The sequence below is a fragment of the Micromonospora sp. NPDC047762 genome (assembly GCF_043204655.1).
In the GTDB taxonomy this organism is placed as follows: Bacteria; Actinomycetota; Actinomycetes; order Mycobacteriales; family Micromonosporaceae; genus Micromonospora.
Genome location: NZ_JBIDCQ010000014.1, coordinates 137,444 through 156,541, shown reverse-complemented (window position 1 = coordinate 156,541; position 19,098 = coordinate 137,444). Strand labels below are relative to the sequence as shown.

General features: G+C 69.4%; 19 protein-coding genes. 8 read left to right on the top strand and 11 right to left on the bottom strand.

Features of this window, described 5'->3' with window-relative positions:
* Positions 1-289: 289 nt before the first annotated feature.
* A complete protein-coding gene (locus ACGF3C_RS32100) occupies positions 290-1,081 on the bottom strand; it encodes a GntR family transcriptional regulator (RefSeq protein WP_238685847.1) in 792 nt (263 codons plus the stop codon).
* A 124-nt stretch (positions 1,082-1,205) separates the two neighbouring features.
* A complete protein-coding gene (locus ACGF3C_RS32095) occupies positions 1,206-2,075 on the bottom strand; it encodes a PAC2 family protein (protein WP_030332815.1) in 870 nt (289 codons plus the stop codon).
* A gap of 276 nt (positions 2,076-2,351) precedes the next feature.
* Between ACGF3C_RS32095 and metH the strand changes: the two genes are divergently transcribed.
* Positions 2,352-5,852 (top strand): methionine synthase, encoded by a 3,501-nt coding sequence (gene metH, locus ACGF3C_RS32090; RefSeq protein WP_393227501.1) that lies wholly within the window; start codon positions 2,352-2,354, stop codon positions 5,850-5,852.
* A gap of 119 nt (positions 5,853-5,971) precedes the next feature.
* Here the strand turns inward: metH and ACGF3C_RS32085 are convergent, their stop codons facing one another.
* The 3 genes from ACGF3C_RS32085 to ACGF3C_RS32075 form a co-directional block, all read right to left on the bottom strand.
* On the bottom strand, positions 5,972-6,364 hold the full coding sequence (locus ACGF3C_RS32085; protein ID WP_393227467.1) for a VOC family protein: 393 nt from the start codon (positions 6,362-6,364) through the stop codon (positions 5,972-5,974).
* Between the two features lie 255 nt (positions 6,365-6,619).
* A complete protein-coding gene (locus ACGF3C_RS32080) occupies positions 6,620-7,135 on the bottom strand; it encodes a hypothetical protein (protein WP_393227465.1) in 516 nt (171 codons plus the stop codon).
* Positions 7,136-7,208: 73 nt separating this feature from the next.
* Positions 7,209-7,598 carry a hypothetical protein gene (locus tag ACGF3C_RS32075; RefSeq protein WP_393227464.1) on the bottom strand — a complete coding sequence of 130 codons (390 nt, stop codon included), beginning with the start codon at positions 7,596-7,598 and terminating at the stop codon, positions 7,209-7,211.
* A 312-nt stretch (positions 7,599-7,910) separates the two neighbouring features.
* Here ACGF3C_RS32075 and ACGF3C_RS32070 point away from each other — a divergent pair, with 312 nt between their 5' ends.
* Together ACGF3C_RS32070 and ACGF3C_RS32065 are read left to right on the top strand one after the other, a co-directional pair.
* A complete protein-coding gene (locus ACGF3C_RS32070) occupies positions 7,911-8,045 on the top strand; it encodes a hypothetical protein (RefSeq protein WP_393227462.1) in 135 nt (44 codons plus the stop codon).
* Positions 8,046-8,203: 158 nt separating this feature from the next.
* Positions 8,204-8,956 carry an MBL fold metallo-hydrolase gene (locus tag ACGF3C_RS32065; protein WP_393227461.1) on the top strand — a complete coding sequence of 251 codons (753 nt, stop codon included), beginning with the start codon at positions 8,204-8,206 and terminating at the stop codon, positions 8,954-8,956.
* Positions 8,957-8,961: 5 nt separating this feature from the next.
* Here ACGF3C_RS32065 and ACGF3C_RS32060 read toward each other — a convergent pair whose 3' ends face one another.
* Positions 8,962-9,858 carry an aminoglycoside phosphotransferase family protein gene (locus ACGF3C_RS32060; RefSeq protein WP_393227459.1) on the bottom strand — a complete coding sequence of 299 codons (897 nt, stop codon included), beginning with the start codon at positions 9,856-9,858 and terminating at the stop codon, positions 8,962-8,964.
* A 130-nt stretch (positions 9,859-9,988) separates the two neighbouring features.
* Between ACGF3C_RS32060 and ACGF3C_RS32055 the strand changes: the two genes are divergently transcribed.
* Entirely contained in the window at positions 9,989-10,429 is a 441-nt protein-coding gene (locus tag ACGF3C_RS32055; protein ID WP_393227457.1) for a VOC family protein, read from the top strand.
* Between the two features lie 14 nt (positions 10,430-10,443).
* Here ACGF3C_RS32055 and ACGF3C_RS32050 read toward each other — a convergent pair whose 3' ends face one another.
* Entirely contained in the window at positions 10,444-11,163 is a 720-nt protein-coding gene (locus tag ACGF3C_RS32050) for an SDR family oxidoreductase (RefSeq protein ID WP_357228626.1), read from the bottom strand.
* A 168-nt stretch (positions 11,164-11,331) separates the two neighbouring features.
* Between ACGF3C_RS32050 and ACGF3C_RS32045 the strand changes: the two genes are divergently transcribed.
* Entirely contained in the window at positions 11,332-12,246 is a 915-nt protein-coding gene (locus ACGF3C_RS32045) for a LysR family transcriptional regulator (RefSeq protein WP_393227455.1), read from the top strand.
* Here the strand turns inward: ACGF3C_RS32045 and ACGF3C_RS32040 are convergent.
* Both ACGF3C_RS32040 and ACGF3C_RS32035 read right to left on the bottom strand, forming a co-directional pair.
* On the bottom strand, positions 12,214-12,537 hold the full coding sequence (locus ACGF3C_RS32040; RefSeq protein ID WP_393227453.1) for a hypothetical protein: 324 nt from the start codon (positions 12,535-12,537) through the stop codon (positions 12,214-12,216). The genes ACGF3C_RS32045 and ACGF3C_RS32040 overlap by 33 nt on opposite strands.
* A 228-nt stretch (positions 12,538-12,765) precedes the next feature.
* A complete protein-coding gene (locus tag ACGF3C_RS32035) occupies positions 12,766-13,131 on the bottom strand; it encodes an NAD-dependent epimerase/dehydratase family protein (protein WP_393227451.1) in 366 nt (121 codons plus the stop codon).
* Between the two features lie 233 nt (positions 13,132-13,364).
* On the opposite strand from ACGF3C_RS32035, the gene ACGF3C_RS32030 reads away from it, so the two are divergent.
* The gene (locus ACGF3C_RS32030) at positions 13,365-13,949 is read left to right on the top strand and encodes a hypothetical protein (protein WP_357200438.1); all 585 of its coding nucleotides are present in this window, start codon (positions 13,365-13,367) and stop codon (positions 13,947-13,949) included.
* Between the two features lie 29 nt (positions 13,950-13,978).
* A complete protein-coding gene (locus tag ACGF3C_RS32025) occupies positions 13,979-14,923 on the top strand; it encodes an acyltransferase domain-containing protein (RefSeq protein ID WP_393227449.1) in 945 nt (314 codons plus the stop codon).
* Here ACGF3C_RS32025 and ACGF3C_RS32020 read toward each other — a convergent pair.
* Positions 14,920-15,306, bottom strand: a complete 387-nt coding sequence (locus ACGF3C_RS32020) for a nuclear transport factor 2 family protein (RefSeq protein WP_357232496.1) — start codon at positions 15,304-15,306, stop codon at positions 14,920-14,922. The two genes, ACGF3C_RS32025 and ACGF3C_RS32020, sit on opposite strands and share 4 nt — an antisense overlap.
* Before the next feature lie 80 nt (positions 15,307-15,386).
* Between ACGF3C_RS32020 and ACGF3C_RS32015 the strand changes: the two genes are divergently transcribed.
* On the top strand, positions 15,387-16,154 hold the full coding sequence (locus ACGF3C_RS32015) for a helix-turn-helix domain-containing protein (protein ID WP_393227447.1): 768 nt from the start codon (positions 15,387-15,389) through the stop codon (positions 16,152-16,154).
* Positions 16,155-16,201: 47 nt separating this feature from the next.
* Here the strand turns inward: ACGF3C_RS32015 and ACGF3C_RS32010 are convergent, their stop codons facing one another.
* On the bottom strand, positions 16,202-19,036 hold the full coding sequence (locus ACGF3C_RS32010; protein ID WP_393227445.1) for a PQQ-dependent sugar dehydrogenase: 2,835 nt from the start codon (positions 19,034-19,036) through the stop codon (positions 16,202-16,204).
* Positions 19,037-19,098: the final 62 nt, after the last annotated feature.

Sequence of the window (19,098 nt, the reverse complement as noted above, 5' to 3'; positions counted from 1 at the left end):
AACCAGGCCGCCGGCCATCGATATACCCGCAGTATATATACCGAGTGTATAGATGCAACGACGGCGACGAGTTTCGACAACGGGTGAGCTCTCAGAGGCCGCTCTGGCGCGCGCCGATCGCCCCGATCTTGCAGTTTCTGTCCCAGCGAAAGGTGTAGAACAGGCAAAAGTGCGACCGTAAGCGCAAGATCGCTGGGCCGGGCCGGGCCGGGCTGGGCCGGGCCGGGCTCGGGCAGGGCCGGGCTCGGGCAGGGCGGGGCTCGGGCAGGGCGGGGCGGGGCGGTGCTGGCTAGCCCAGGACCAGGCCGGGGTCGGGTTCCGGGTCGGGGGTCGGGCCGGGGATCTTGTACTCCTCGGTGAGGGTGGTCATCGGGCCGGGCCAGGTCGCCTGGGAGACCTCGATCGGCTTGCGGTGCGCGTCGTACGCGACGTGCAGCAGGTGCAGCACCGGGGTGTCCGGCCGGATCTGGAGGGTTTCGGCCTCCTCCCGGCTCGGCTGCCGGGCGCTGATCGTGTCGGTTGCCGAGACGTACCGTCGTCCGGTGGCTTCCTCGGCCTCCTGGTAGAGCGGCCGGCCGAACGCCTCGGTGCGCTCGAGTGAGGTGCCGGCGGCGTCGCGGGGCAGGAACCAGGAGGCGCCCACCTCGACGGGGGAGTCGTCGGTGCGGACGAGGTGCCGACGGCAGAGCAGGTTGGTGCCGTCGGAAACGCCGAACGCGTCTGCCACCTCGGCGGGGGCGGGGGCGTGCCCCACGGAGACGAGCTGTTGACGGTATCGGGCGGCCAGGTCGGTGTGGTAGCCGCGGAAGCCGCCGTACCGGCCTCGGGAGAGGCGGTTGAGGCGGCGTCGGGTGCCCCGGACGTACGTACCGGAGCCGGGTTTGGTGATCAGGATGCCCTCGACCCGCAGTTGGTCGACGGCGCGTTGCACGGTCTGCTTGGCGACGCCGAACATCTCGGCGATGGCCGGGATGGACGGCAGCCGCTCGCCCGGCCCCCAGTCCCCGCGCCGGACCTGGGCCTTGAGCTGCGCGGCGATCTGTCGGTGCGGGAACTCGGCGGCCCCGGGATTGATCTGCACACCCGCCTCCTTGATCACATCTAGGTTCCTAGGATGCCCTAGGGGGTGTAACGGCGCTACCCCGGACACGCGAAAACGGGCCTTCGGACCACAAAAGGTCCGAAGGCCCGCAGCGAAAACAGTGCTACCAGGAGCCGGCGGTGGGGCCGGCCGAACCGCCCCGGCGGCGCAGGTACTTCTCGAACTCCTGGGCGATCTCGTCACCGGTCAACGGGGTGATCCCCTCGTCGCCGACCCGCTCTTCCAGCTCGCGGACGTACTCGCCCAGCTCGGCGTCCTGCTCGGCGGCGCTGCGTACCCGCTGCTCCCACTCGGCGGACTCCTCGGCCAGGTCGGCCATCGGCACCGGCAGGTCGACGACCTCCTCGACCCGGTGCAGCAGGGCGAGGGTGGCCTTCGGGCAGGGCGGGTTGTTGGCGTAGTGCGGCACGTGCACCCAGAACGAGACGGCGTCCACCTCGGCGCGGGTGCAGGCGTCGTGCAGCACGCCGACGATGCCGGTCGGCCCGTCGTACCGGGTGGGGGTGAGCTGGTAACGCTCGGCGGCCTGCGCGTCGGAGGCGCTGCCACTGATCGGCAGCGGCCGGGTGTACGGCACGTCGGCCAGCAACGCGCCGAGCAGCACCACCCGTTCCACCTCCAGGCTGTGGCAGATCTCCAGCACCTGCTCGCAGAACGTCCGCCAGCGCATGCTCGGCTCGATGCCGCGGATCAGCACCACGTCACGGTCGGTGCCCTCCGGGCTGGCCACCATGAACCGGGTCGTCGGCCACTCCACCCGCCGGGTCTCCCCGTCGGCCATGGTGATGGTGGGCCGGCTGACCTGGAAGTCGTAGAAGTCCTCCGGATCCAGCTCGGCGATCTGCCGGGCGTTCCAGACCTGCTCCAGGTGCTCGACCGCGGCGGTGGACGCGTCGGCGGCGTCATTCCAGCCCTCGAACGCGGCGATCGCCACCGGGGACCGCAGCACCGGCAGTCCGTCGAACTCGGTCACGCCGTCACCTCACCCTGCTCGTCGCGGCTGGCGCCGGGACCGCGCCCGGTCGTCGAACCGTGTGGCACGGTGGCGTCCCTGTTGTCCTTCACGTCCGCCAGCCTACGTGCAGGGCGAGGGTGCGGCCCGTCGGCCGCGCCGGTCAGCCGCTCCGGCAGCAGGTCATACCCGAACGAACCAGACAGCGTGATCCCGGTGACACAATAGGGGATCGCACGATGATGGTCGTGGAGTCCGGCCGAATCGCACTAACCTGAACGGGTGCGGACTTCATTGATGGATGTGTTGGCTGATCGCGTTCTCATCGCCGACGGCGCGATGGGCACGATGCTTCAGGCCGCGGACCTCACGCTCGACGACTTCGACGGGCTCGAGGGGTGCAACGAGATCCTCAACGTCACACGCCCGGACGTGGTGCGCGGGGTGCACGACGCCTACCTGGCCGTCGGCGCCGACTGCGTGGAGACCAACACCTTCGGGGCCAACCTCGCCAACCTCGCCGAGTACGACATCCCGCACCGCATCCGCGAGCTGTCCGAGGCGGGCGCCCGGATCGCCCGGGAGGCCGCCGACGCGGCCAGCACCCCGGAGCGGCCCCGTTTCGTGCTCGGCTCGATCGGGCCGGGCACCAAGCTGCCCACCCTCGGGCACGCGGCCTACTCGACCCTGCGCGACGCCTACCAGGAGAACGCCGCGGGTCTGATCGTCGGCGGCGCCGACGCATTGATCATCGAGACCTGTCAGGACCTGCTCCAGGTCAAGGCGGCGGTGGTCGGGTCGAAGCGGGCGATGGCCGAGCTGGGCCAGACGGTGCCGATCATCTGTCACGTGGCGGTGGAGACCACCGGCACCATGCTGGTAGGCAGCGAGATCGGGGCGGCCCTCGCCGCGATCGAGCCGCTCGGCGTGGACCTGATCGGGCTCAACTGCTCGACCGGCCCGGCCGAGATGAGCGAGCACCTGCGCTACCTGTCACAGCACTCCCGCATCCCGCTGTCGGTGATGCCGAACGCCGGCCTGCCGGTGCTGACCGCCGACGGGGCGTACTTCCCGCTGACTCCCGTGGAGCTGGCCGAGGCCCTGGAGCGGTTCATCACCGAGTACGGCGTGGGGCTGGTCGGTGGCTGCTGCGGCACCACCCCGGAGCACATCCGGGTGCTGGCCGAGCGGCTGCACGGCGTCACCGCCCCGGCCCGTGAGCCGCGGCACGAGGCGGGCATCTCCTCGGTCTACCACCCGGTGCCGTTCGCCCAGGACGCGTCGGTGCTGATGGTGGGGGAGCGGACCAACGCCAACGGCTCGAAGGCGTTCCGGGAGGCGATGCTCGCCGGCGACTGGCGGGCCTGTGTGGAGATCGCCCGCAGTCAGGCGCGGGACGGCTCGCACCTGCTCGACCTGTGTGTGGACTACGTCGGCCGCGACGGCACGCAGGACATGCGGGAGCTGGCCGGTCGGTTCGCCACCGCGTCCACCCTGCCGATCATGTTGGACTCCACCGAGCCGAACGTGGTGGAGGCCGGCTTGGAGATGCTCGGCGGCCGCTGCGTGGTCAACTCGGTGAACTTCGAGGACGGCGACGGCCCCGAGTCCCGGTACGCGCGGGTGATGCCGATCGTCCGGGAGCACGGCGCTTCGGTGGTGGCGCTGCTCATCGACGAGGAGGGTCAGGCCCGTACCCGGGAGTGGAAGGTCCGGGTCGCGGCGCGGTTGATCGACGACCTGACCGACCGGTGGGGCATGGACCGCGCCGACATCCTGATCGACGCGTTGACCTTCCCGATCGCCACCGGGCAGGAGGAGACTCGCCGCGACGGCATCGAGACGATCGAGGCGATCCGGGAGATCTCCCGCCGCTACCCCGGTGTCAACTTCACCCTCGGCATCTCGAACATCTCGTTCGGGCTCAACCCGGCGGCCCGGCAGGTGCTCAACTCGGTGTTCCTGCACGAGTGCGTGCAGGCCGGCCTGACCTCCGCGATCGTGCACGCCAGCAAGATCCTGCCGATGTCGAAGATCCCCGACGAGCAGCGCGAGGTCGCCCTGGACCTGGTGTACGACCGGCGACGCGAGGGATACGACCCGGTGCAGCGTTTCCTCGAACTCTTCGAGGGCGTCGACGTGATTAGTGCCCGGGCCAGCCGGGCCCAGGAGTTGGCGGCGCTGCCGTTGGACGAGCGGCTCAAGCGGCGGATCATCGACGGTGAGCGCAACGGCCTGGAGGCCGACCTGGACCAGGCGATGGCCGGCGGCCGGTCCCCGTTGTCGATCATCAACGACATCCTGCTGGACGGCATGAAGGTGGTCGGCGAGCTGTTCGGCTCCGGCCAGATGCAGCTGCCGTTCGTGCTCCAGTCCGCCGAGGTGATGAAGACCGCGGTGGCCTACCTGGAACCGCACATGGAGACCATCGAGGACGGCGGCAAGGGCCGTATCGTGCTCGCGACAGTGCGCGGCGACGTGCACGACATCGGCAAGAACCTGGTCGACATCATCCTGTCCAACAACGGCTACGAGGTGGTGAACATCGGCATCAAGCAGCCGATCAGCGCCATCCTGGACGCCGCCGAGCAGCACCGCGCCGACGCGATCGGCATGTCCGGGCTGCTGGTCAAGAGCACTGTCATCATGAAGGAGAACCTGGCCGAGATGGCCACGCGCGGGGTCGCGGAACGCTGGCCGGTCCTGCTGGGTGGGGCGGCGCTGACCCGCGCGTACGTCGAGGACGACCTGCGGTCGACGTTCCCCGGGCAGGTGCACTACGCGCGGGACGCGTTCGAGGGTCTGTCCCTGATGGACCGGGTGATGACGGCCAAGCGCGGCGGTGCCCCGGTGATCGACCCGGAGCGGGAGGCGGCTCTCGCGGCCCGACGGGCGCGCCGGGAACGGCAGCGCTCGATGGTCACCACGTCGCTGCCGGAGCTGCACGACTCCTCGGTCCGCTCCGACGTGGCCGCCGACGTGTCGGTGCCCACCCCGCCGTTCTTCGGCACCCGCGTCGTCAAGGGCGTGCCGATGGCCGACTACGCGGCGCTGCTCGACGAGCGGGCCACCTTCTCCGGGCAGTGGGGGCTGCGCGGCGCCCGGGGTGGCAGCGGACCTTCCTACGAGGAGCTGGTCGAGACCGAGGGCCGGCCGCGGCTGCGGTACTGGCTGGACCGGCTGATCGCCGACCAGGTCCTTGAGGCAGCCGTGGTGTACGGCTACTTCCCCGCGTACTCCGAAGGCAATGACCTGGTGGTGCTCGACGAGAACGGGCACGCGGAGCGCGCCCGGTTCTCCTTCCCGCGGCAGCGGCAGGAACGGCGGCTCTGCCTGGCGGACTTCTTCAGGCCCCAGGGCGACCAGCTCGATGTGGTCGCGTTGCAACTGGTCACCGTCGGCCAGCCGGTCAGCGAGTACGCGGCGAAGCTGTTCGCCCGCAACGAGTACCGCGACTACCTGGAGGTGCACGGCCTCTCCGTGCAGCTCACCGAGGCCCTCGCCGAATACTGGCACCAGCGCATCCGCGCCGAGATGACCCTGCCCGACGGCCGTCCGCTGGGGCACGACGACCCGGCGGACCTGGCCGGCATCCTGCACAACGACTACCGGGGCTGCCGGTACGCGTTCGGCTACCCGGCCTGCCCCGACCTGGAAGACCGGGCGAAGATCATGGATCTGCTGGGCGCGGACCGGATCGGGGTCGAGCTGTCCGAGGAGTTCCAGCTCATGCCGGAGCAGGCCACCGACGCGATCGTGGTCCACCACCCGGAGGCCAACTACTTCAACGCCAAGTAACGCGAGCAGGGGTCGCTGACCTGCACCTGGCATCGTCCGGAAAGCCGCTGAACCATGACCATGCCAGTCAGCGGCGTCCGGGCCGTCCTCGGTGGCCAGGGCCTCACCGAGCCGGTCGGTCAGCCGAGCTGAGTCGGTGTAGCCGTGGCCTCCCAGGTGGTCAGGCAGAACGGGTGGCCCGCCGGGTCGGCGTAGACGTAACACTGTTCGCTGTTGGGCTGGAACTCGTACTTTGTTGCTCCGGCAGCGACCACGCGGGCCTCGGCGGCGTCTCGGTCCACGACCATGAAGTCGAGATGCATCATGATCGACGAGGTGGGGTCGGGCCAGGTGGGTGGCGTGTATCCGGGCACAGTCTGGAAGTTGATCCGCCCGGCCGGGCTCAGCACGCATGCCCAGCCGTCCCCGGCGTGTGTCAGGGTTCCGCCGGTGATGCTGGCGTAGAACCCCGCCAAGGCGACGGCGTCCGGGCAGTCCAGGGTGACCGCGCTGAGCCTGATCTCGTCGGACATGTCTCCTCCTGTGGCCTGTGCCGGCCGTTGCTAGGCGCGCCCGCACCGATAGGACGACCAGCACGACGGCGCGCTCGACAAACTGAACGACGTAACCTAACGCACACGGTGGTCGAGCACGCTGATCTAGCCGCGACCCGGGCTCTCGGCTGTCGCAGATCACCTGGGTGACATTTCCGGCTAGGCGATCGTCGGTCTCGACGATAGTTCGTCGGCGTTCGCCGTAGGTGCGGCTCTACCGCGCGGTGGGGTTGGTCATTGGTCGATGCGGTAACGCAGGTAGTGCTGTCCTGGTTTCTGGTGTTCGAACCCGTTCTCGTCCAGGGCGTTGAAGACGGTTAGCCATGCTGGATCGAGGTCGAAGCCGACCGCAAGACTGCCGTCTGCCAGGTCCCGGTCGCCTCCGATCCATTCCAGCAGTTCAACGTGGCGCAGCGTGTGGCCAGGCAGGTTGACGAGTTCCGGCGTCGGGTCCGGGCGCCAGGCGAGGTGGAAGTAGGGATCCTCGATTGCCCGGGACGGGTTGATGGTGTTCCAGGTGATGGAGAGATCGTCAAACTTCTGATGATCGATCTCGACCTGCTCGGCACCGAAGTCGAGCAGGACGGGCGCGTCGGTGAACCACTCGTCATCATCGAGGTCCCATACCAACCAGACATGCTGCAGGGTGAGGCCGACCAGTCCGGCGAGGCGTCGGGCGTGTGCGGCTGCGATGGTGTTACGGCCGTCAAGCCATTGCGGCTGGTAGTCCTGGATGCCGTAGCGGATCATGGGCAGAGGCTGCCTCTCGTGTCTGGGTGGCGGCTCCGGCCTGCTTGTTGCATCGGATTCAAGGACTGCGGGCTCAGCGAAAAAGCTCGAGGCCCGCCAGCGCGTCAATTGCTATCACCAGGTCGGCCATGCTGAACGCCCCAATCCCAAGCAGCCACAGTCGAAATGACGAAAGCCGAACCCACCAGGGTTGGTTGTCTCCGAGACGTGCGCGTGCAGCCGAGTGAGGCGGCAGTCCAAGAATCTGATCCACGCCCAACTGTTGCTCGATCCGCTCCAACAGCCGGTTGTCGGACAGCTCCAGGCGCCGGTACTTGACCATGAGTTGGGCAGACAGGCCGGTCAAGGCAGCAGCCAGGGTCGCCGCCACCGCTTGGGCCGGACGTGACGTCTCCGGACCAAGCGCGAGCGTCAGAAGGAACGCCTGAGCTGCGGTGGCCAGGGCGGGCACCTGCCAGGTCATTGTGTCGAAGGATGTCCGGCGAGCTGCGACTACCGCATAGGTTGCCGTGAGCACCTGTTCGGAGATCTGGGTCTCATCCGGCCTGGCGTCTGGGCTTGGCACCATGACGTCATCGTGTCAGCGCGTTGCAACGCGGACGAGAGGCACGACAGGCCCAGGCTGCGAGCAGCCACCGAAGCCGACCTGCCTTGTGCCATCCTCCGTACCAAGGGCAGGATCGAATACGTGGGAGCGGTCGGTAGCCCGTGGTGGCAGACAGCCAAGACGCCCAGGCAGGGGTTCATCCTTGGGGGCGTCTGGTCTTTCCTTGCTGTGGCGTACTGGGTGTTCGCCATCGGGGAGCCGATCAGTTGGTCCGTGATCATCGCCGTGCTGGCAGCACTGCTTGGCGTTGGCTACCTGGTGACAGCCGTGCTGCTGCGCCGGCGTCAGCGCTCAGATCACTAGTTTCCAAGAGCTACGCCGTAGCGGGCCGACAGCAGGTCACGGCGATGCCGGTCCGGGGCCAGAGTCGCCGTTCAGCCGGTGCGCCTTCCGGAAGCTCAAGGCGGACGGCATCCCACCAGCGGTGTCCATCACACCTCAGGCGATGACAAGCTGTGCGGATGCGACAGGTCACAGTGCTCGGCAGTTCCGGTGCCTTTCCCGAGCCAGGCCGTGCCTGTAGCGGCTTCGCTGTGGACTGGGACGGCTACCGCGTGGTGCTCGACCTGGGCTACGCCACACTGCCGCGGTTGCTCAGGCACTGGCCCGATGGTGCGGTGGACGCCGTCGTCATCACCCACGAGCACCCGGATCACTGCGTCGACCTGCACGGTCTGTTCAGGATGCGGTTCTACGGTCAGCCCAGCGGCCCACGGCTGCCGTTGTACTGCCCGCCCGGAGTGCTTGACCGGCTCAGCGGCCTGGAGCCCGAAGTCGACCTGCGCACGGTGTTCGACCTGCACCCACTACCCGGCAGCTACCGGGTCGGGCCGTTCGACCTGACCGGTCTGTCTCTGCCGCACTTCGTGCCCAACGCTGGCATCCGGCTTGTGGCCGACGGAATCGTGGTGGCCTACTCCGGGGATACGGGGCCGACTCCCGCGCTTGCCGAACTGGGCCTCGACGCCGACCTGTTCATTGTCGAGGCGACGGACCACGACGGCGAGAGCGGTCGTTCCCGCCGGAACCTCATGACCTCCACCGAGGCCGGAGCGTGGGCACGCCGGGCGGGCGCCCGTCGCCTGATGCTCACCCACTTCTGGCCAGGCAATGACCGGGCAGCCGCAGTGGCGGCGGCGCGGGCGGAGTTCGAGGGCGCCGTACTGGCGGCTCAGGAAGGGCTCACAGTGATGCTTGGGACCCCAGCCAACTGACCGCCTCAGACCTTTGTGTTCGCCACGACCCGGTCAAGGACGAGGCGGCCCATCTGGTACATGACGGGGTTGGTCTCGACGTAGTACCAGATGGCCCCGAGAGCCTGTTCGAAGCTCCATGCCTTGCTGCGCTCCCACTCCAGGTCGTCGCAACCCAGCTTGTCACGGAACACCGCTCGGGACGCATCGTCGAAGAAGTACCAGCCACACATGGCATCAAGGGCGGGATCGGCCGGCGCGAAGTCGCCGGTGTCGAGCACACCCACCAGCCGGCCGTCGGCCACCAGGACGTTCAGCGGCTGCAGGTCGCCATGGGACATGACGTCGGCCGACGTGCGCGGCAGTTCCCGGAAGTGACTCCACAGACGCCGAAGCGTCGGGACGTCGAGCAGACCCTCGCTCTTTCCGAAACATTCCTCGACCCACTCGTCGTGGTCGGGTAGGTCGCCACCGCGGTTGTCGCCCTGGAACCGGCGGCCCTGCGTGTCGGTGGCCCGAAGCGCGCTGATGAGGTAGGCCAGGTCACGGGCGAGTTCCACGGACCCGTCGATGTCGACGGGGGCGATGCTTCCCGGTACCCACGACTGCACCGACCACGGCAGGGGGTAGTCCTTTCCGGCGTTGCCGATCGCGATGGGCCGGGGAGCCGGGAATGGGCTGTGTTCGGCGAAGCGTCGGGAGGCCTCGGCCTCCCGCTGGAGGAGCTCGGCGGCCACGGCGACGTCGCGTGGCCGCAGCAGGAACCGGGCCGCCACGTCGTCGCCGATGCGGAAGATGGCGTTCACGGTGCCGTTCGACGCGACGCGCCGGACCGGTGCCGTCTCCCACTGAGGGAACTGATCGGCTATCAGCTCGCGGACGACGTCATCGGTGAGGGCTAACTCATCGTGATGCATGGCCATGCAAAAGATCTCCGGTTCTGGTCGGCGGTACGGCACACAGTTGGTCAGCCCGGATGTCGAGGACGCTGACGTGGCTCCGTCTCAGGGAGGATGCGGCAACGGCGACCGCACCAGACCAGGGAGATTCAGCATGGCGATCCAGCGGATGGACAACGTCCTCATCGTTGTCGAGGACCTTGACGCCGTCATCGGGTTTTTCGTCGAGCTCGGCATGGAGATGGAGGGTCGGGGGCCGGTCGAGGGGCGCTGGGTGGAGCGTGTGATCGGGATCGACGACGTCCGGCAGGAGGTGGCGATGCTGCGGACCCCGGACGGCCACGGCAAGGTCGAGCTGGCGATGTTCCACCGACCGGCGGCGATCAGCGCGGAACCGAGGAACGCGCCGGCGAACACGCTCGGCATTCGACGCATCATGTTCGCCGTCGACGACATCGACGACGTGATCGCCCGGCTGCGGGGCCACGGCGCGGAACTCGTCGGGGAGGTGGAGCGGTACGAGGACATCTTCCGGCTCTGCTACGTCCGGGGCCCCGAAGGCATCATCGTCGGTCTGGCCGAACAGCTCCGCTGACGGGTGCGGCGGGCTCAGGCGATGAGGGTGCCGCCGTCCACGGTGACCACCGTGCCGGTGGCGTAGGTCGCCCGCAGGAGGTAGACGAATGCCTCGGCGACCTCCTCGGGTTCGCCCACCCGGCCGAGCGGAAGCGATTCGCTGAGCTGCGCGTACATCTGCTCCCGGGTTTCGGTGGGCAGGGAGTCCCAGAGCGGTGAGCGGATCACGCCGGCGGAGACGGCGTTGACCCGGATCGGGGCGAGTTCGACGGCGAGCGCGCGGACCAACGCGTCGATCGCCCCGGTGATGCTGGCCGCGACGGACCAGCCGGCGCTGGGCCGGTGGTTGGCGGTGCCGGTGGTGAGGGTGATCGACCCGCCGGGGCGCAGGTACGGCAGTGCCGCGTTGACTGCCGACAGGGAGCCGAAGTAGCGCAGGTCGAAGGCGGCCCGGGCGGCGGTGAGGTCGAGGGCGTCGACTGACATCAGCGCGAGGGGTTCGCCGGCGGTGTAGACGAGGTGGTCGAACGAGCCGAGATCGTGGAACAGCCGGGACACGGCGTCCGGGTCGGTGAGGTTGGCGACGTACCCCTGGGTGGTGGTCGGCAGGGTTGTCAGGGCGCGGTCCACGCTGCGCTGGTTGCTGGAGGCGACCACGACCTGGGCGCCCTCGCGGGCGGCACTGGCGGCGGTGGCGAGGCCGATTCCCGAGGTTCCGCCAAGTACGACGACGCGCTGGTCGATGAGGGTCATGATCGTGTCCTTCCGGATCGTGTGGTGGAGACGGTTACCACCGTGCGCCGCCGGGCACGCTCGCGTCCAAGACCTCTTTCACCTCCTGTAATGCCCGTTGGGTATGACTCCATTCATACCCGGCGGGTATCATGGAGCCGCCCGTAGCGGCGACCGGACGGGGGCAGGATGGACGTCGATCTGCGCAAGCTCCGCTACTTCGTGGCGGTCGCTGAGGAGCTGCACTTCGGTCGGGCCGCCGAACGGCTGCACATCGCTCAGCCGGTCCTGTCGCGTCAGATCCGGGCCTTCGAGCACGAACTGCGCGCCACGCTCTTCGTTCGGGACCGCCGCTCCACGGTGCTGACCGAGGCCGGCCGCCAGTTGCTGACCGACGCCCGTCCGCTGCTCGCCTCGGCCGACGCCCTGCGGCGGCGGGTGCAGCGGGCCGCGCACGGCCGGCCGACGTTCACCATCGCGTTCATGCCCGGCCTCCTCGTCACCGCCGAGGCCCGCGCGATCGGCCAGCGGCACCCCGACCTGGCCGTCAACGTCGTCCGTACGTCCTGGGACGACCAGGCCGACATCGTCCGTGAGGGGCGCGCGGACGTCAGTTACGTTCGGCTTCCGGTCGACCGGAGCGGGCTGTGCCTGCGGCCACTGTTCACCGAACCCCGGGTCGTCGTCCTACCCACCGATCACCGGCTGGCCGGCAAGGAGTCGGTCGACCTCGCCGAGCTGATCGAGGAACGGCTGTTGCAGGACCCGGACGCGGTGCCGGAGTGGCGGGACCTGCCGAACCGTCCCACCGACCCCGATCCCCGACCTCGGCCCGAGCTGAACTCCGTCGAGGAGAAGCTGGAACATGTCGCCGCGTACGCCGGGATGGTGATCCTGCCGCTGTCGACGGCGACGTTCTACACGAGACCGGACGTCAGCCACGTGCCCGTCGCCGACCTCGGCCCCAACCAGGTGTGTCTGGCCTGGGCCGAGGACAACCGGTCACCGCTGGTGCAGGAGTTCGTCGAGATTGCGGCCCAGCAGGCCGGTCACTGTCGACCCCGAGAGGGGTCAGGTGGCGCGGACCGGGAAGGTCTCACGTAGGGCCGGATCGAGCGGCCGGCCGGTGGTCGGTTCGATGAACAGGTCGGCGAGCAGCAGGTCGGGGAGGTGGCTGGGGTTGATGCCCGACTCCCTGCGGCCGAGGGCCTGCGCCGCGCCGCCGAGTCGCAGCGCGGCCCGCGCCGCGCCGGCCGGCAGGCGACCGACCCGGCGGGGCCGGCCCACCGCCGCGGCGATGCGGGCGATCATGTCGTGCCAGGTGAGGTTCTCGTCGGCGACCGGGAGGTCCGCGCCGCTGGCCTGCTCCAGGGCGTCGACCGCGACGTCGGCCACGCTGCGCGCGGAGGCCGCGGCGCTGCCGCCGGTCGGGGCGACCAGCGGGGTACGCGAGCGGGCCCACCGGTCCAGCGGACCGGCCCAGTTGGGCAGTCGGTCGCCGGCCCGACCGAAGACGAAGGGCAGTTCGAGTACGGCGACCGGCAGGCCCTCGCCGGCCGCCGCCCGCCCCTCCCGGGCCTGCTCCAGGCGGCAGCGGATGTACGTGTGCCGTTCGGCGAGGCGTCACTGGGGGTGCAGCCGGTCGAAGTAGGTGTAGTAGGAGCCCATCACGACGCCCCGGGTGAGACCTTCGAGGCGGGCGGCGGTGAACAGGCGTACCACCGGGTCGACGTTGTCTCGACGGAACTCGGGATAGATCGGCTTGGGTAGCGGCCGTTGCTCGTCGGTGCGGGTGGCGTAGACGACGCCGTCGTGACCGGCGAGCAACTGCCGCACTTCGTCGACCTGGGCGGACCCGACGTCGAGCAGGTGGTCGATGCCCGGCTGGGCGGTACGCGCCACTGTGGTAGCGGCGTGCCCACGCTCCCGCAGGACGTCCACGACGTGCGCGCCGATCAGGCCGCTGCCACCCACCACAAGAATTCGCACGGTGCATCGTCCACTCTGGAACCGGTGTCTTGTCAACCCACGAACCCGAGCGTGCTTCGCACAGAACCTCCTGGGGTGGGTGGTGGGGCCGATGCGTTCCGGCGTCCTGGAACAGGCGCTAGGCTCGGATGGAGGGTCCACAGTAGGGCATGTCGCATACGGTCAGTGACGGTTGCCTGACTGCGGGATGCGCAACCGTGTGTCCGAGCACTTCTCACAAACGGGGGTTGGGGATGCCGGATCCGCGCGCCTTCTGGCTGGACGAGCAGTTCGACCGTGAGCACGGCACCGACGGGCGTGGCCGGTACGAGGCCGAGGTGTTCCGCCGGATCGACGAGTTCGCCGACACCTGGGGTGACTTCGCGCCCGTGGCGTTCGCGGTGACCGCCTGGCGGCTGGCCACCGAGCTGTCGCCGGGTTTCGTGCGCTGGCACCGCCGGATCATCTCGGCGACCTGCGCGCGTAGCCCGTGGGACGGCAGCCTGGTGTGCGCGGTGACGGTGGCCTCCCGCTGGCCCGCCGAGCTGACCTGGACCAAGCAGTGGCAGCGCGACCGTGGTTGGCAGGACTGGCCCCGGCTGTTCGGCCAGTTCACCACACCCACCGAGCAGGACCAGACACGCCGCCCGCATCTGCGCGCGCTGCTCCAGGTGGAGGCGCCGGTCCCGCTCGACGACCTGCCGCCGACGCCCGACGGCCCGGACGACGAGGTTGCCGCGGCGGCGCGCCGGGCCGTGGCGGTGCTGGCCCGGGAACTCAACGACCTCCTCGCACCGATGATCGGGCAGCTCGACGCCGGAGTTCCGGCGGACTCCTGAAACGCTCGCCCGCCGGTAGGGTCGTCGGCGTGAATTCCGACGACATCGCCGGCCGGCTCGGAGTGCCCGTCGAGGACGTCGACCGCGTGCACCGGCTCGCCGGTGACGGTCCGTCAGCTCCGTTGCCGGCCAAGGCCGACGCACCCGCGATCCTCGACCGGCTCACCGTGCCGCCGGACGACGCCGCCGAGATCCTGGCGGGCTGGCCCGACCCCGGCTCCGCCCTGTGGACTCCGGAACTGCGCTGGCTGCTCGACCGCTCGATCGCCCTGGTCCGCGCCGACCTCGCGGGCTACGACTGGCTTCCGCCCGGTCCGGAGCTGCCCCGGGAGCGCGGGCCTGCCTGGCGGCACCTCTACGTGTACGCGTACCTGGCCCTTGTCGACGTGGTGCGCGGGTACCACAGCGACCACGGCATCCCCGACGCCGTGACCTGGGTTACCCTGGCTGACCTGGGCCGCAACCTCGCCATCGACCGACGGATGCGTGGCGAGGGCTGGCCGATCATGCAGAGCTGGCTGACGCTGCACTCGCGCGGCAGCGTCTACGAGCTGGGCCGGCTACAGCACCAGCGCGGTGACGGGGCGATCGGGCTGCACGTCCCCGATTCGGGGCCGTTGACCCCGGAGGCGGTGGCGTCGTCCCTCGACGAGGCCCGAGCGTTCTTTCCCCGGCACTTTCCCGACGAGCGCTACACCGCGTTCTCCTGCGCGTCGTGGCTGCTCGACCCACAGCTGCGGGAGTACCTCCCCGAGGACTCCAACATCGTGCGGTTCCAGCGCCGGTTCGAGTTGGAGCCCTACGACGAGTCCGCGGGGCCGGACGCCGACATCGAGGTCCTGCGGTTCGGGTTCCGGACCCTGACCACGCCGCTCGACGAGCTGCCGCGCCGCACTGCGCTCCAACGCGCGATCATCGACCACCTGCGGGCCGGCGGCCACTGGCACTGGCGTCACGGCCGCTTTCCGATCTAGGCATCCGCGTTCCACCACGCGTCGTTGGCGGCGGCCTGGGCCGCCGGTTCGATGACCTCCCACACCTGCGCGATCAATCCGTCGGCGATCCGCAGGACGTCGACCACCACGATCTCCGGCCCTGCGTCGGGGAGTCGGCGTCGCGAGTGCACCACGACGTGGTCACCGTCGGCCAGCAGGTGCAGGATGTCGACCCGCATGCCGGTGGTCGGGCCGAGCGCTGCGCGGACCGCAGCGAGCCACTGCGCCCTGGTCGAGGTCGTCGAATCCGACCGGTGATGGGTGAAGTCCTCGCTCAGGTACGAGGCGAGCGTGTCGACGTCGCCGGTGTCGACAAGCCCCGCCAACGCACGTCCGACGATGCTCTTGTTCTCGGTGGTCATGGGCGCAAGTGTTTCCCCGGCCCGGATGGTTGTCGATGACATCGCACTTCATGGCGTCCCGAGCGAGGATGAGTAGGGTCATGATCGTGTATGCGGTCGGGGAACTGCTGCGGCAGTGGCGCAAGCGCCGAGGGCTCAGCCAACTCGACCTGGCGATCGCCGCCGACGTCTCGGCTCGGCACGTCAGCCTGGTCGAGACCGGCAAGTCCACGCCGAGCGCCGACATGATCCTCCGGCTGGCCGAGCAGCTCCACGTGCCGCTGCGTGACCGCAACCACCTGTTGCTCGCCGCCGGCTTCGCGCCCCGGTACACGCAGCGCCCGCTCGACGACGCCGCCCTGTCGGGTGCCCTCAGCGCGGTCCGCAGGGTGCTCCGGGCTCACGAACCGTATCCGGCGCTCGTCTTCGACCGTCGGTGGAACATCCTGCTGACCAACCGCGCGGTCGACCCGTTCTTCGCGTACGTGGCCCCCGACCTGTTGCGGCCACCGGTGAACCTGGTCCGGCTCGGCCTGGACCCGCGCGGGCTCGCCTCGCTGGTCGTCAACCTGGCGGACGTGCGGGCGGTGTTCCGCAGCCGGATCTCACGTCAGCTCGCCGCAGCTCCGGACGCGGCGCTCGCCGCGCTCTACGAGGAACTGCTCAGCCCCCAGCCCGAGGAGCCGACGAACGACCGTCTCGACGCCGACGTGGTGCTCCCGATGATCCTCCGCGTCGGTGACCGAGAGCTGCGGCTCTTCTCGACCATCACCACGTTCGGCACCCCGACGGACATCACGATCGAGGAGATCGCCGTCGAGTCCTACTACCCCGCGGACGCGGAGAGCGCCGCCTACTTCACACGGTAGGGCCCGGCCTGGTCGGTTACCAGGCCGGGCCCCGTGCACATTCCCGGTCAGCCGGTGGTCAGGATGAACCTTTCCCAGGCCCCAACGGACGTGCGGTTGGCGATCAGGGATCCGGCCCCGGCGTTCTCGGCGCACACGATCTGGTTGTTGACCGTGGCGCGCAGGCTCACCGTCCCATCCGAGTTGCTGATGAGCTGGAACGTCTCCCACGACCCGATCGCCGTGGCGCTGGCGACCAACGGGTTGGCACCCGCGTTCGCGGCCGAGACGTAGAGCCCGTTGGCGCGCGACCGCAGCGCGATGTTGCCGTTGCCGGCGTCCACCCGGTCGAACTGTTCGGTCGTGCCACCGACGCTGGCCTTGTTGGCGATCAACGCGGTGGTGCCGACCGCCGACACGTACTGGTTGTTGACCTGCGCCCGCAGCGTGCTCACCGGCGTGGTGCTACCGGTGCCGGTCGTGAAGGTGAACGCGTCGACGTCGAACAGGTAGCCGGACCCACCCTTGAACACCAGGTACAGCGTCGTCGACGCGGTGGGCGGGTTGCTGATCGTGGCGGACGCGTCGACGAACGTCTCCCAGTTGCCGGTCACCGGCACCGTGACGGTGCCCAGCAGGGAGCCGGTGGCCGACCCGGCCCGGACCTCGATGGTGCCGCCCGCGCCGGCCGACGACGCCCGCACGGTGATGCGGTTGGCGTTGGCCAGGTTGTACGGCTGGTACGAGATCCAGTCGTTGTTCTCGATGAACCCGGCGGTGCGGCCACCCTCGGCGCTGGTGTGGTCCGTGGCCTGGACGCCGGACTGAGCGCCGAAGTGCTCACCCTGGCGGTGCTTGGGTTGCAGCGTCTTGATGCTGTGCGTGGTCAGCCCGCCGTTGTCGGTGTAGGCGGCGTCGAAGACCCCGTAGATGTTCGCCGCCGAGTCGTGCTCGCCGTCGGTCGGCACTGTGATCGAGCCACTGCACCCGTTCTTCGAGGTGATCTGGTGGGCGTGGCTGTCGTGGCCCAGCGCGTACGTCAGGCTCACCTTGGAACAGTCGATCGTGCCGTCCTGCGGGTCGCTCACCGAGATCTGGTACGACACCGTGTCACCGAAGTTGAACAGCTGCCCGTCGGCGGGCGAGGTGAGCGTCACCGTCGGGGCCGTGTTGCCCACGGTGATGACCAGGCTCGCCGTGCCGGTCAAGCCATTCGGGTCGGTGACCCTCAACGTGGGGGAGTACGTGCCGTTCGTGGTGTACGTCTTGGTCGGGTTCGCCGCCGTCGACGTGGTGCCGTCACCGAACGTCCACAGGTAGCTCAGCGCCCCACCCTCGGGGTCCGAGCTGCCGGCCGACGAGAAGTTGACCGTCAACGGGTTGGCCCCGGACGTCGGGTTCGCCGAGGCGACCGCGATCGGATTGCGGTTGCCGCCGCCGATGTACTCGATCCGGAACAGCGCCTGGTTGTTCGACCCGGTGCCGTAGTCCAGCACGTACAACGCGCCGTCCGGGCCGAAGGCCATGTCCATGACCTGCGTGCCGGACCACGGGAAGTTGGAGATCTCCCCACGGGAGCCGTCGGAGTTGACAGCGATGGCCTTGATCCAACGGCGACCGTACTCGCCGGCGAAGAACTGACCGTTGAGCGACTGCGGGAACTTGATGCTGGAGTTCAGCGACGCGTCGTACCGGTAGACCGGCCCGCCCATCGGCGACTCCGAGCCGCTGCCGAACTCCGACGGTGAACCGGAGTCGCCCGCGTACTTGATCCACGCTGCCCTCGCCGCGGGCAGCGTGCCGAGCCCGGTGTTGCGGAACGAGTTGTTGGTCGGCCCGCCGGAGCAGTTGTACTTGGACTGCGACGGCCCGGACGGGAAGGTGTATTCGTTGTACGTTTCCGAGCTCGTGTTGGCGCCGGTGCAGTACGGCCAACCGTAGTTGCCGGCCGACGCGATGCGGTTGAACTCGACCTGACCCTGCGGGCCCCGGCTGGAGTTCGTGCTGCCCGCGTCCGGGCCGTAGTCGCCGAGGTAGACGACGCCGGTGGCCTTGTCGACGCTCATCCGGAACGGGTTGCGCAGACCCATCGCGTAGATCTCCGGCCGGGTGTTGGCCGTGCCGGGGGCGAACAGGTTGCCCGACGGGATGGTGTACGTGCCGTCGGACTGCGGCTTGATCCGCAGCAGCTTGCCCCGCAGGTCGTTGGTGTTGCCCGCCGTGCGCTGGGCGTCGAACTGCGGGTTGCGGTTGGTCCGCTCGTCAAGCGGTGCGTAGCCGGACGACTCGAACGGGTTGGTGTCGTCGCCGGTGGTCAGGTACAGGTTGCCGGCGGCGTCGAAGTCCAGGTCGCCGCCGACGTGGCAGCACTGCCCACGGTCGTTGGCGACCTGGAGCACGATCTTCTCGCTGCCCAGGTTGAGCGTGTCGTCGCTGTTGAGGGTGAACCGGGACAGCCGCAGGTGCCCCTTCCACCGGTCCCAGTCCGACTGGGAGCCGGTGGTCGGCGCGTCCCCGGACGGGGTGCTCAGCGTGGGGGAGTAGTACAGGTAGATCCACCGGTTGGTGGCGAAGCCGGGGTCGACGGCGACGCCCTGCAACCCCTCCTCGTCGTGGGTGTAGACCGACAGGGTGCCGGAGGTCTTGGTGTTGCCGGCCACGTCGGTCACCCGCAGCACGCCGTTGCGGGCGGTGTGCAGCACCGAGCGGTTGGGCAGGACGGCCAGGGACATGGCCTCACCCAGCTCGGCCGAGCCGGTGGCGAGTTTGACCTGTTGATAGTCGGAGGCGGGGATCACCGCGGCCTGCGCGGTGGACGGTGCAGCCACAGCGAGGGCCGCGCTTGTGACGGTGAGAACCGCCGCGAAGAGCGCCCGGGGCCAGCGCCGGGGATACGAGAGCATGATCGTCCTTTCTCGACGACCGGGGGTGCGGGTGCGCGGGGGCGCACCACGACCAGGTGGGG

What these genes read in the sequence shown, in the direction of transcription:
- ACGF3C_RS32065 (WP_393227461.1), top strand. Translation starts at nt 8,204, where the DNA reads ATGCGACAGGTCACAGTGCTCGGCAGTTCCGGTGCCTTTCCCGAGCCA.
- ACGF3C_RS32075 (WP_393227464.1), bottom strand. Translation starts at nt 7,598, where the DNA reads ATGACCTGGCAGGTGCCCGCCCTGGCCACCGCAGCTCAGGCGTTCCTT.
- ACGF3C_RS32060 (WP_393227459.1), bottom strand. Translation starts at nt 9,858, where the DNA reads ATGGCCATGCATCACGATGAGTTAGCCCTCACCGATGACGTCGTCCGC.
- ACGF3C_RS32020 (WP_357232496.1), bottom strand. Translation starts at nt 15,306, where the DNA reads ATGACCACCGAGAACAAGAGCATCGTCGGACGTGCGTTGGCGGGGCTT.
- ACGF3C_RS32085 (WP_393227467.1), bottom strand. Translation starts at nt 6,364, where the DNA reads ATGTCCGACGAGATCAGGCTCAGCGCGGTCACCCTGGACTGCCCGGAC.
- ACGF3C_RS32050 (WP_357228626.1), bottom strand. Translation starts at nt 11,163, where the DNA reads ATGACCCTCATCGACCAGCGCGTCGTCGTACTTGGCGGAACCTCGGGA.
- ACGF3C_RS32010 (WP_393227445.1), bottom strand. Translation starts at nt 19,036, where the DNA reads ATGCTCTCGTATCCCCGGCGCTGGCCCCGGGCGCTCTTCGCGGCGGTT.
- ACGF3C_RS32030 (WP_357200438.1), top strand. Translation starts at nt 13,365, where the DNA reads ATGCCGGATCCGCGCGCCTTCTGGCTGGACGAGCAGTTCGACCGTGAG.
- ACGF3C_RS32045 (WP_393227455.1), top strand. Translation starts at nt 11,332, where the DNA reads ATGGACGTCGATCTGCGCAAGCTCCGCTACTTCGTGGCGGTCGCTGAG.
- ACGF3C_RS32080 (WP_393227465.1), bottom strand. Translation starts at nt 7,135, where the DNA reads ATGATCCGCTACGGCATCCAGGACTACCAGCCGCAATGGCTTGACGGC.
- metH (WP_393227501.1), top strand. Translation starts at nt 2,352, where the DNA reads ATGGATGTGTTGGCTGATCGCGTTCTCATCGCCGACGGCGCGATGGGC.
- ACGF3C_RS32055 (WP_393227457.1), top strand. Translation starts at nt 9,989, where the DNA reads ATGGCGATCCAGCGGATGGACAACGTCCTCATCGTTGTCGAGGACCTT.
- ACGF3C_RS32015 (WP_393227447.1), top strand. Translation starts at nt 15,387, where the DNA reads ATGATCGTGTATGCGGTCGGGGAACTGCTGCGGCAGTGGCGCAAGCGC.